The 12,652-nt window shown below is 34.6% G+C and carries 10 protein-coding genes and 1 pseudogene; 6 read left to right on the top strand and 5 right to left on the bottom strand.

Annotated features, from left to right (window positions below; genetic code table 11):
* Positions 1 to 88 precede the first annotated feature (88 nt).
* The 3 genes and pseudogenes from SBL16_RS09445 to SBL16_RS09435 form a co-directional block, all read left to right on the top strand.
* Positions 89 to 676, top strand: a pseudogene (locus SBL16_RS09445) (MrcB family domain-containing protein); the annotation flags it as partial.
* On the top strand, positions 662 to 1,357 hold the full coding sequence (locus SBL16_RS09440; RefSeq protein ID WP_317953863.1) for a DUF3883 domain-containing protein: 696 nt from the start codon (positions 662 to 664) through the stop codon (positions 1,355 to 1,357). The pseudogene SBL16_RS09445 and the gene SBL16_RS09440, both read left to right, overlap by 15 nt.
* A gap of 405 nt (positions 1,358 to 1,762) precedes the next feature.
* Positions 1,763 to 1,954, top strand: coding sequence for a hypothetical protein (locus SBL16_RS09435; protein ID WP_011274908.1), 192 nt, complete (start codon positions 1,763 to 1,765; stop codon positions 1,952 to 1,954).
* Between the two features lie 151 nt (positions 1,955 to 2,105).
* On the opposite strand, the gene SBL16_RS09430 is transcribed toward SBL16_RS09435, so the two are convergent.
* On the bottom strand, positions 2,106 to 2,372 hold the full coding sequence (locus SBL16_RS09430) for a DUF1413 domain-containing protein (protein ID WP_053016455.1): 267 nt from the start codon (positions 2,370 to 2,372) through the stop codon (positions 2,106 to 2,108).
* A gap of 189 nt (positions 2,373 to 2,561) precedes the next feature.
* On the opposite strand from SBL16_RS09430, the gene SBL16_RS09425 reads away from it, so the two are divergent.
* Complete coding sequence (locus tag SBL16_RS09425; protein WP_037570697.1) at positions 2,562 to 3,257, top strand: SDR family oxidoreductase; 696 nt, start codon at positions 2,562 to 2,564, stop codon at positions 3,255 to 3,257.
* 120 nt (positions 3,258 to 3,377) lie between these two features.
* Entirely contained in the window at positions 3,378 to 4,610 is a 1,233-nt protein-coding gene (locus SBL16_RS09420; protein WP_107611511.1) for an acetylornithine deacetylase, read from the top strand.
* A gap of 56 nt (positions 4,611 to 4,666) precedes the next feature.
* Here the strand turns inward: SBL16_RS09420 and SBL16_RS09415 are convergent, their stop codons facing one another.
* The 3 genes from SBL16_RS09415 to SBL16_RS09405 form a co-directional block, all read right to left on the bottom strand.
* The gene (locus SBL16_RS09415) at positions 4,667 to 6,832 is read right to left on the bottom strand and encodes an RNA degradosome polyphosphate kinase (protein ID WP_107611512.1); all 2,166 of its coding nucleotides are present in this window, start codon (positions 6,830 to 6,832) and stop codon (positions 4,667 to 4,669) included.
* Positions 6,833 to 6,928: 96 nt separating this feature from the next.
* Positions 6,929 to 8,470, bottom strand: coding sequence for an exopolyphosphatase (gene ppx, locus SBL16_RS09410; RefSeq protein ID WP_107611513.1), 1,542 nt, complete (start codon positions 8,468 to 8,470; stop codon positions 6,929 to 6,931).
* Positions 8,471 to 8,683: 213 nt separating this feature from the next.
* On the bottom strand, positions 8,684 to 10,228 hold the full coding sequence (locus SBL16_RS09405; RefSeq protein WP_119472128.1) for an AbgT family transporter: 1,545 nt from the start codon (positions 10,226 to 10,228) through the stop codon (positions 8,684 to 8,686).
* Between the two features lie 268 nt (positions 10,229 to 10,496).
* Between SBL16_RS09405 and SBL16_RS09400 the strand changes: the two genes are divergently transcribed.
* A complete protein-coding gene (locus tag SBL16_RS09400; protein ID WP_107611515.1) occupies positions 10,497 to 11,315 on the top strand; it encodes an SDR family oxidoreductase in 819 nt (272 codons plus the stop codon).
* 192 nt (positions 11,316 to 11,507) lie between these two features.
* Here SBL16_RS09400 and SBL16_RS09395 read toward each other — a convergent pair whose 3' ends face one another.
* On the bottom strand, positions 11,508 to 12,584 hold the full coding sequence (locus tag SBL16_RS09395) for a M42 family metallopeptidase (protein ID WP_107611516.1): 1,077 nt from the start codon (positions 12,582 to 12,584) through the stop codon (positions 11,508 to 11,510).
* Positions 12,585 to 12,652 lie beyond the last annotated feature (68 nt).

Raw genomic sequence — 12,652 nt, 5'->3', positions numbered from 1 at the left:
TCAGATTTTAAATTGCACTATGGTGTCTTTTATTATTTTGAATATATAATAATATATGTAATATACATAATGATTAGAGGGATTCAAGATGATAAAAGATATAAAAAATGTTTTGAATTTGATAAAAATGAAAAATAGTGAGGATGTCAGAACGAATAAAGATTGGGACCTAAGTGACAAGTATTCATCAATTATTGAAGAATTATTGCCCAAACAGCTAGAAAATTTATCTAATAATAAAGACCTTTTAACTACTGGAAGTGTTGGAAAGGGAAATTATAGTATGGTTCCATGGGTTACTACCTTTAACACTAATATAACTAAAAGCACTTAAAAAGGTTACTACATTGTTTATTTATTTCACCCCGAAGGCAAAGGGGTATATCTCTCTTTAAATCAAGGTTGGAGCGAAATTAAAGAAAAAACTTTTGGTGTGAAAAAAGCTAAAGAAAAAGCACTTGCCCTTTCCAAGTATTTAGCGTCATATCTGGATGATAATAACTTTGAAGTAGGTAGATTTTATTATTCAAATAATAAGGATAGTAAATATGATAAATCGGATTTGCCAAGTGGATATGCTCACGGTTCAATTATTTATAAGTATTATGATTTTGAGACTGAAGTGTATACCGAGGATATGATGATTTCAGACTACAAAGAAATGATTAAATTACTTAACGGATTAGTAAATAAAATTAATATAAATGAATATAACGCTTTATTATTAAATATTAATGAAATAGTTACAATAATAGAGACTAAAGAACTTAATGAAAGTATTAATGAAAATAAAAATATTCAAATGTCTCAAATAGATAAGCCCAAAGCTTCCACATATGCAAAAAAATATAAGACCTCTACTAAAAAACAAACTGATGACGACATTGAAAAAGCCCATAAAGAAAACAAAATAACGGGACAAATTGGAGAAAAATTAGCTTATCAATATTTTATGAATTTAATTGAAAAAAATATATCTGATAAAAATTTACAAGAACAATTTATTAATACAATTGATACATCTATGGGTGAACTGCACGGATATGGATATGACATGACTGCTTTTGATCCTCAAAATTTAGATAGTCCAGTTGAAAAATATATTGAAATTAAAGCCACTAAATCTAAAAAAGAGGATGAACCTTTTTACCTATCATTAAATGAAATATATGCCATGTATGAGAACCCTCAAAAATATTTGATATTCAGAATTATAGGATTAAATAGTAAAACACCTAAGTTTTATATTATTGATCCATATGAAAACCATGATGAATTTGAAAGTGTAGAGGATTTAATAGAGAAAGTCTTTAATGCCGAGTGTATTCAATTTAAAATATTTAATGTTAAACCATAGAATATACATCATAGTTAAGAGGGATAACATAAAAGTATAATTACCTGAACCTAAGTGCTTTAGCGCATTGTGAGTAGTTCTAAGATAGATAACGTAGCGAAGTTATAAGACTCCTAGCGGAAAAGAAAGTGTCTCAAGACTACAGGCTTGAGCCTTTCCCGCAGGAAAGCGAAATAACTTAAGCAAGTGAATATCTATCTAAGAACTACTTTATAGCCCCCTAGGCAAGTATATCGACTTAAGTGAAATATAAATCCTTTTATATTCCACATACATAAATTCCTTCAATAGCTTTCATTTTCAAAAAAGTGAACTATTTGTGAAAAGTATCACAAAAGACTTTAAAAATTTTTAAAAGGGTGTATGATAAGAATTGTAAGGAATAAGTAATGGGAAGTGATACTGATGAGAAAAGTAATTGAAGAAGTTGTTTTTTCTGATGAAGGCAGTTACGACATTTATTTGAAAACTGGTGTTAATCAAGGAATGATCGGTGATATTAAAGATGGCTACTTGACTATCGATTCAATTCCATATATTGATGCAGAACGACTATATTACTATGGACTCGAACGTAAAACACTCGTTACAAATTAATACAAATTGAATGGCCTCCTATTAACATTCAAGAACCTTATATGCCTTCGTTGGTGAGCAGTCGAAGTCATACCATAAATATACCCCTAATCATTCTGGAATAATGTGTTGAAAGCCCGTATCTTACCATAGAGATACGGGCTTCAGTGTATTATAAATCTTTGAAATTCTTCTTAACTTCATTATATTGATATTCTTGATTATATAACTTAAACTTGTAGCCTTCTTGACTAGAGAATGGCATTCTTACACGTGGAATTTGGTCCAATTGTGCGATAAATTCTCTCTCTTGGCGTGTACGTTGCTTCACACTCATATTCATCCATTCTTCTTCACTATATAAATCGATGAAATGAAACGAGAAACTTGTTCTACTCTTTTCAGCACGTAACGCTTGAATACGTTCTTCAAATGTCATTGTGTATCCTCCTATCTTTCTATATGCCCAATGATTTAATTACATATATTAACTTTAATACGTTTTCTTAAAGATTACAATTCATCTTAGTATTTTCATAATAATATTTCCTGGGAATTGTCTTAAAGGTTTAATGCATTTTAAATAAGGTAATGTATTTTATGAATCTAAAGTAAAGGATGAAGTGAAATGACAGAATTAAACGGACGCGTAGCAATTATTACCGGTGCAAGTAGTGGTATCGGAGCAGCAACAGCAAAAGCACTTGAGAAGCAAGGTGTTAAAGTCGTATTAGCAGGACGTAGTCATGATAAATTGAATACGGTAGCGAAAGATATGAATGAAGACAATATACATATTGTACCTACAGATGTGACAAACCAAGTAGAAGTAGATGCATTAGTAGCAAAAGCCATCGATGTATTTGGACACGTGGATATCTTCGTAAATTGTGCAGGTGTCATGCGTTCATCAAAAATCACAGACTATCAAGTTGAGTCATGGGATTCAATGGTTGATACGAATATTAAAGGACTTCTATACAGTCTCAATGCGATATTACCTAAGTTTGAAGCACAAGGGTCAGGACATGTGGTAAATTTAGCATCTATATCTGCGAATGAAGTATCTAAAGAAAGTGCATTATATAGTGCAACTAAATCCGCTGTACTGATGATTTTTAATGGCTTAGAAAAAGAATTAGCAAAAACAGGGATTAAAACAACAAGCATATTACCAGGAATGGTAGATACACCAATGACAGAACGCAGTGACTTTGGTGGTCGTAAGAAACTAGATCCTGAAAATATAGCTGATGCGATTGTTTATGCACTAACACAACCAGCACATGTCAATGTAAACGAAGTGACTGTGCGACCAGTATAATAATAGTCATAGGTGTTTCTTGTCATTTGGCAAGAAACACCTTTTTTGTAATCTTTATCGTGATACACTGGTAATGAAGGACGATAGTGGGGATAACTAAGATTTAGAGGAGTGACAAAGATGGAGAAACGTCTTTATAACTTATTAGAATTATTAGTTAGCTATAATACGGAGAGTCCACCTGGACGTAATACAGACCCTTTGCAAGATGAGATTGAAGAATTATTAAAAGCACTTGGATTTAGTATTCAACGGGAACAACTTTATAAGAATGATAGTGTCATTGTCGCGACTTTGAAGGGGAGTGACCCTTCCGCACCTAAACTTATATTAAATGGCCATGTAGATGTGGCATCAGTAGATGATGATTCAAACTGGACGTATTCACCATTTGAATTAACCCAAGTGGATGACTGGCTTTATGGTCGTGGAGTAAGTGATATGAAAGGTGGTATGGCGTCATTATTTTATGTTCTTGAAAAGTTACATCAAGAAGGACGCCAACCTAAAGGCGATATCATTGTACAGTCTGTCGTAGGAGAAGAAGTAGGTGAAGCAGGTACGAAACTTGCTTGTGAAATTGGACCTAAAGCTGATCTAGCACTTGTGTTAGATACAAGTGAGAATATGGTGCTTGGTCAAGATGGTGTGATTACCGGCTGGATTACCGTGAAAAGTAAGAATACCATTCATGATGGTGCGCGTAGTCAAACCATCCATGCTGGTGGTGGGCTATTTGGTGCGAGTGCCATTGAAAAAATGACAAAAATTATTCACGCACTAAACGAATTAGAACAGCACTGGGCTGTAATGAAACATAGTCCTGGTATGCCTCCAGGTGCAAATACCATTAACCCGGCAGTGATTGAAGGTGGACGCCATCCAGCATTCATTGCAGATGAATGTCGTTTATGGATAACGGTTCATTATTTGCCAAACGAGCGATATGAAGATGTAGTTGCAAAAATAGAAGATTACTTGAATCGTGTGGCTGAGGCTGATATTTGGCTTCGAGAGAATCCATTGAAGTTTGAATGGGGCGGTGAATCAATGATTGAAGATAAAGGTGAAATCTTCCCTAGCTTCACCATACCTACTGAACATCCTGGATTTAAACAATTACAGTCAGCACATCAAACTGTTCATGGAACGGATTTAAAGCATGGTATGAGTACGACTGTAACTGATGGTGGTTGGACAGCACACTTTGGTATACCAACTATTTTATACGGGCCTGGTAGTTTAGAAGAAGCACATAGCGTAGATGAGAAGATAGAAGCATCAGAACTACAAACCTATAGTGATGTTCTCTACCAATTCTTAAATCATTGGTACGATTACCCTAAGAAATAAAATTGTTTACAAAAATAAAGGCAATGGTCATGAGCGACCATTGCCTATTTTATATGTTATTTCTTTAGAGAACGACGGATACGATTCATCCAATTCGCACGACGTTTAGACACAACTGGCATACCTGATGGTTGAGCTGAACGTTTTTTAAGTTCTTGTCCATATTTAATTGCTTCTTGCATTAAATAGACTTGTGAATTTAACGGTGATAAGTTATTTCCCACATAGTGATAATGACCATGTTCATCTTGGTAGCGTCCTTTTTGATTATCAGATAATTGTAAGTCCATGAAGTCGACTAGGCGTTTTCCAATTTCTTTATCTTCAACTGGGAATAAGATTTCTACACGTTTAATCATGTTACGTGTCATTACATCAGCTGATGATAAATAGATGCGTTCATCTCCATTGTTATGGAAGTAATAAATACGAGAGTGCTCTAGTAAACGACCTACGATACTTACCACTTCAATATTCTCACTTATACCAGGAATACCTGGTTTTAAGCAACAGATACCACGAATAATGAGTTGAATCTTCACACCGGCTTGTGATGCTTCGAATAACTTTTCAATGATGGCTTTATCCGTAAGTGAGTTCATCTTCATCATAATTTTACCGTTGCCATGTTGAAGGTGACTGCTAATCTCTTTATCAATGCGATCGATAAAGACATCACGAATATCAAATGGTGCTACGATTAATTTATTATATTCTGGTTTTACTGAGTACCCACTTAAATAATTGAAGAAGTTAATGGCATCTTCTGCAATTTGTTCATTTGTAGTGATAATACCCATATCTGTATAGAGTTTCGCAGTCTTGTCGTTATAGTTACCTGTTCCTAAGTGAACGAATGATGTTAATTCGCCACCAATACGTTTAACGACTAAAGCGATTTTACTGTGTGTCTTAAGATGTGTCATACCATATATAACGTGACAACCTGCATCTTCTAACATGCGTGCCCAGTGTACGTTGTTTTCTTCATCGAAACGTGCTTTCAATTCTACAAGTACGGTTACTTGTTTACCTTTTTCAGCAGCTTCTTTTAAACTCTTAATAATAGGTGAGTCTTTACTAACACGATACAATGTCTGTTTAATCGCTATTGTATTTGGATCGTCCGCAGCTTCGCGAATAAAGTCAACAATCGGTTCGAAAGATTCGTATGGGTGATGGAAGAAGATATCACGTTTTAATGCAAGTTCATATAAATTATTATTGCCTAAAGAACGTGGAATCTGTGGTGAATATTTTTCATAAGTTAAATAATTTAATTTATGAGATAGGTGATCGACTAAGCCGAAAATAAATGTTAAGTCTAATGGTCCATTTAAGAAATAAACATCTTGCTTATCAACTTCCAATGTTTCGATAAGCCAGTCTAAATCATCTGGATTTGCAGTACGACCATCAACTTCTAGACGTACAGCTGAACCACTCTTACGTTCTTTAAGGAAACGTTCGATTTCGATAAGTAAGTCTTCAGCGCCATCCTCATGTATCGTTAAATCGGCATTTCTTGTGATTCTGAATGTGAAGGTATTTAATACTTCATAACCAGTAAATAAATAATTGATAAAGTATGTGATGACGTCTTCAACCATGACGACATATTGTTTAGCACCTTCATTATAAGTTAAGAATCTTGGAATGAGTGACGGGATTTGCACAATTGCTGAATTAATCGCATCTTCAGTATCAATGTCTACGAAGATGTTTAAACTTTTATTATTAAGTTTAGGGAAAGGATGATACGCATCAATGCCAAGTGGTGTTAAAGTTGGCAGAATCGTTAGTTTAAAATCTCTTTCTAATTTGTTTAATAAAGGTTCAGATAATTCATGTGGTTCGCACATCACTATTTCATAATCTTGAAGTTCAGTCATTAATTCGTTATAACGTTCATATTGTGTATCAACATATTTTTTAGCTTTTTCTTGGATGGAATCAACTTGTTCTTGTGGTGTCATTTGTGCTTTGTTTTCTGGTTTGTCATAGCCCATCTTAACTTGGTCTTTTAAACCTGCAACGCGAACCATGAAGAATTCATCTAAGTTAGAACTAAAAATAGATATAAAGTTTAATTTTTCTAGTAGCGGATTGTTTTTGTCATATGCTTCTTGAAGTACGCGATAGTTGAAATCAAGCCAACTTAATTCGCGGTTGTTGTAGTATTGCGGTAAGCTAATATCATTTTCTCCCAATTGAGTTTGCATTCCAAATACACCTCGTCATTTCCTCAAATATGCGTTATTCTTTTCAATTAGTAAGTAAAAGGCATAATATCCTAACTTTAAGATAGCATACTTATTTTAAGATTTTGTAAAGATAATGGAAACATTTCCTTTAAGTATCTTTTCAATATGTTTTTTCTGTCTGTTTGCTTGATATTCTTCTGCAATGGGCTCGCCTTCAGTATAGTAAACAGTCAATTGATAGTCCTCGTCGCCTTTTTTCTTTTTCTTCAATTCAACATCGATTACGAAGCTCGTTTGTGAAATGTTTAATGCGTTGATAAATTTAATGATGCCGCCGAGCGCTTGAATCGTATCTACTTCTTTATTGCTAAACCAATCTGTTTCTTTGCAATAGAATTTCAATAGTGATTTATTTTTGAAACTAGCGAGTAACGCTAATTTAACACGGTCTTTATGTGTATAACCGTTAATCATAGAGTTAGCAATGATGTAGTACGTGTGTGGAGAACTTGAATCTGAATCGATAAAGCTACCTAGGTAGTAAATATAAGCGCCTTCTTCAAATAGACGTTGATCGTTATCACTAATGTCTAAATCAGCGATATCAATTAATTGTGATAATAAGGATTTAGCTAATTTAAGACGTGCTTGTGAACTAACATCTTCAATCTTATATTCACGTGCTAAGAAGTGAATGGATTCTTTACGTACATTATTTTTATCGAAGACATCAGGGTAGCGTTCACGTACTTGCTTCATGACATATCCCTCACGTAAACCGTTTCTAGAGAATGTGAACTGTTTAGCGTCTACAATTTTATACAACGTTTTAAACACTGATACAGCTGGTAAGATGATGTCTACACGGTCACGACTTAGGCCGTCAAGGTTGGTTAAATCATCGCGATCACTTTTACGAATGATATCAAAAACTTCATCAATATCTTTATTCGTCATTGTATAATTGTGTACACCGCCAATAGGGTATGAATGTTCGGCTTGATGGATTCGAGCTACATTTCGTGCGGAACCACCGACACCTACAAGTGCAACCTCTTGATCTTTCAACCACTCTAAAGATTCAAATTGTTGAGATAGGAATTTCTCCATATCTTTAATAGCACCTTTATCGTTATGATTTTTGTCGTTGAAGAACTTTCTTTTAAGTGTTACGACACCGAAAGGGAAACTATGTGATTCAAATAGTTCTTTATCTTTAAATAACGTTACTTCAGTTGAACCGCCACCGATGTCGACGGATACTCCGTTTTCAATTTCAGTAGTGTGAGTAATTGCGTAATAACCATAGTAAGCTTCGTCTTCTTCGGGTACGATTTTAATATCAATACCAACTTCATTTTTAACTTCATTGACAATTTCATCATTGTTTTTAGATTGACGGATTGCGGCAGTAGCAATCGGATGTAATTCAGTTACATTGAATTTATCAGACACAGATTTAAAGCTGTGTAATGCATCAATGAGTACTTTTATGCCTTCTTTACTCATTTTATTATCTTTAGTGAGATATTGGCTTAGTCGTGCAGGCGTCTTAATGTTGAGCAATTCATTAATTCCTGATTCTTTATTAAAGTTAAAAATAACTAATCTGATAGTATTTGATCCAATATCTACTAAACCTATTCGTTCTTCCATCGTGTCCTCCTAAATGACTAGAATAATGTTGATTAAAATACACTTCTATACCTTTATTTTACCGTAATATAACACTTTGAAAAAGGGAGACTGCTATAAATATTTAGTAATAAGTAAAAATTTTGTAAGGGATTACATAAAAATAAACCTCCTCGAAGATAGAGGAGGTTTGTGCACATTTAAAAGGCTAAAATATTATGTTTAATTGTTATATTATTTCGGAATTTTAACAGGTCCACCTGGTCCTAATGGAATACCTAGTAAGTACCAAGCGATAACGAATAATGTCCATACGAAACCTAACGCAAAGGTGTATGGCATTAAACTTGAAAGTAGGGAACCTAGTTTCATATTTTTATCATACTTTTGCGCGTAAGATAGAACGAGTGGCATATAAGGCATCATCGGAGTGATTGGGTTTGTAATTGAATCACCAACACGATAAATCATTTGAGTAAATGCAGGATGATAACCTAGTAATATCATCATCGGTACGAAGATTGGAGCAAGAATACCCCACTTAGCCGATGCACTACCTATAATTAAGTTAATCAAACTACTAAGAATAATGATGCCTATAATAAGCACGATACCATTTTGATGTTGAAGTAATTTGGCGCCATAGACTGACACAATAATACCAAGATTACTCCATTGTAAGAACGCTAATAATTGAGCGGCAAAGAATACGATTAATATGAAAGACCCCATAGAACCAAGAGAGTCACTAATCATACTACCTAAATCTTTCGAGTTCTTGATTTGTTTACTCAAAATGCCATAGACCATCCCAGGAATTAAGAAAATAACAAGAATCACTAAACCAACACCATTAATTAAAGGTGAGTCGTCAATGAGACTGCCTGTTTTAGCATTTCTTAACCAACTTCCTTCTGGAATACAACATACGATTAGGGCAACAATCAGTAAAAGAAATGACATGTTCGCCCAGAATAATGCTTTCTTTTCAGTTGGCGTAATATGAGATGATGTTTCCTCGTCTTCATCATAATTAGCTTGACTCGCATCATATTCACCTAAACGTGGTATAACAACCTTTGTTGTAGTGAAATAGATAACAGGAAGTACTAAGATGACACTTGCGGCAATAAAGTACCAGTTCATAGCCACATTAATCTTGACGCTATCTGAAACAATCTTCGTTGCTGGTTCAGTAAATGCATAGACTAATGCATCTTGCATACCAATTAAAAAGTTTGCGCCAAAACCACCTAATGAAGAAGCATAGGCCATTGCAAGACCGGCGATTGGGTGATAGCCAATCTTAATAAAGATCATTGCAGCAAGTGGGGGTAAGATGACTGTTGCTGCATCCCCAGCTAGACTTCCTAATATCCCAATTAAAATGATAGTCGGTACAATGATTCGCTTTGAAGCTCGGTTAACAACTGAAATCATTAACTTATCAAAATATCCTGATTTCTCAGCAGCACCGACACCAATCATCACTGCTAATACAAGTCCTAGTGCAGGAAATTCAGAAAAGTTCTTAACGGCATCATTCATAATCATAGCGATACCTTCAGTACTAAGAATACTCTTTATATGTATGGTTTCTCCATTTCCTGGATGTTTCACTGATACGTCAAAAAGAGACACAATCCAAGTGATAATAGCTAAGCCAACACACATTAAGAAGAAAAGCATTGCAGGGTCTGGTAATTTATTACCAGCTTTTTCAACACCATTTAGAAATTTATTAACTAAAGATGTTCTTTCTTTTGTATTAGTGGTCATAAAATGGCCCCCTTTGTTAGTTAACTCAAAGTATAACAAACTAATTTTTAAAATATAGCAATTTTCAGAAATTTAAGTATAAGAATTGGTTATTAATGTGATAAGTACAATAATAATTACTTATTAAATAAGATTGGAATTAAATTGTGTGATGAAGCGCTATCATTATGAGAATAAGGTTTGAGGGTGTTTGAAGTGTGGAAGATAAACATTGTATAGATGAGTTAAATTTCATTAAAGAAATTTGAAAATAGGAGTGAAAGCCGTTATGAAACGTTTAGAAAATAAAATTGCAGTCATCACTGGTGCAAGTACAGGTATTGGTCAAGCATCAGCAAAGACCTTGGCTAATGAAGGTGCACATGTACTCGCCCTTGATATTTCGGATGAATTAGAAAAAACGGTTGAAGAAATAAATCATAATGGAGGTAAAGCTACTGCGTATAAAGTAGACATCTCAGATGATAAACAAGTCCAAGACTTTGCGGATAAAGCTAGAGATGAGTATGGGCGTGTAGATGTTATCTTTAATAATGCGGGTGTAGATAATGGCGCAGGCCGAATCCACGAGTATCCTGTTGAAGTATTCGATAAAATTATGGCAGTGGATATGAGAGGTACATTCTTAGTAACCAAATTCTTATTACCGTTAATGATGGAACAAGGCGGTTCTATTATTAATACGGCATCATTCTCAGGACAAGCTGCCGACTTATATCGTTCTGGATATAACGCTGCCAAAGGTGCAGTCATTAACTTTACGAAATCCATCGCTATTGAATATGGTCGTGAGAATATTCGTGCGAATGCTATTGCACCAGGAACAATTGAAACCCCATTAGTAGACAATTTAGCTGGTACTTCAGAAGATGAAGCGGGTAAAACGTTCCGCGATAATCAAAAATGGGTCACTCCATTAGGTCGATTAGGTAAACCTGAAGAAGTAGGTAAACTTGTTGCATTTCTAGCATCTGACGATAGTTCATTTATTACTGGTGAAACGGTTCGAATTGATGGTGGTGTTATGGCTTACACTTGGCCAGGAGAAATGTTAAGTGATGATAGTTGGAAGAATTCAGTAGAATAGCAATAAATTGTAATAGTTAAAATTAAAATGAAGGTTAATATTATAACCCCAGTCTATGGCAGTAGACTGGGGTTAGTGACGTCAAATGACGTTAATCTTCATTATATTAAGCACACCACACACTAGTGTGAAAATGCGATATTTTGATGATATGACTTAAACTATCAAATTCATAATATTTTAACTAGTAACTTACCATTTTATTCTCTCATAAGCATCATCATTTAGTGAACGAACGATTTCAGTTACAAGGTGCACTGAATTTTCATAATCATCTGTGTGGAGTACTGACACATTTGAATGCATATAACGTAAGGCAACGCCAATAGAAATTGTAGGTATACCTTCATTTGCAACATGGATACTTCCTGCATCTGTACCACCGCCAGCTGTTGTATCCCATTGCACAGTAATGTAATGTCTTCTTGCAACTTCTTTAATATGTTGACGTAAGCCTTGATGTGCAACATTAGATGCATCCATTAAGATTACTACAGGCCCATTTCCTAAAGTCGTCTCACTTCCAAGGTTGTTCATTCCTGGTGTATCGTATGCGACTGCAACATCCACTGCAATAGCGAGGTCAGGTTTGATTTTATTAGCAGCAACTTTAGCACCACGCAAGCCAACTTCTTCTTGCACAGTTGCCCCTGCATATAAATCTACACCGATTTGTTCATCTTTAAGTCTTTTTAATACATCGATTGCAAGTGCACAACCGTAGCGATTATCGAATGCTTTAGCAGTTAAATATTTGCCATTCGCTAATTCTTCAAATTCACTATAAGGTGTAATCATATTGCCAACTTCGATACCGTGATTTTCAGCATCTTCTTTACTTCGAACACCGATATCAATGTACATATCTTTAATTTGGACAGGCTTCTTACGTTCTTCTGGGTCAAGTACGTGTGGTGGTTTTGAACCGATAAGACCACGGATTTCAGTACCATCATCTGTTGTAATGGTTACTTTTTGAGATAACATGACTTGATTCCACCAACCACCAATAGGTTGGAATTTAATAAATCCATTATTATCGATTTTAGTCACGATAAAGCCAATTTCATCTAGGTGGCCAGCTACCATAAGTGATTTTGTTCCATTGTCACTTGCTTTTTTACCAAATATGCCACCCAAACCATCTTCTATAATTTCATCACTTACAGGCTCTAAATATTCTTTCATCTTTGCCTTTACATTGCGTTCATATCCAGCAATGCCATTCACATCAGTCAATGATTTTAATAATTCAATTGATTCTTTCATATGCACACACTTCCTAACGTCATTATTTACTAACATTGTAGCATGTAGATTTTTGTTTTTCTGAAAAA

Source organism: Staphylococcus sp. NWU MK-U1 (genome assembly GCF_033283505.1).
GTDB classification, from domain to species: Bacteria; Bacillota; Bacilli; order Staphylococcales; family Staphylococcaceae; genus Staphylococcus; species Staphylococcus haemolyticus.
The sequence above is the reverse complement of the archived record's forward strand: the minus strand, read 5'-3'. Positions and strand labels throughout refer to the sequence as shown.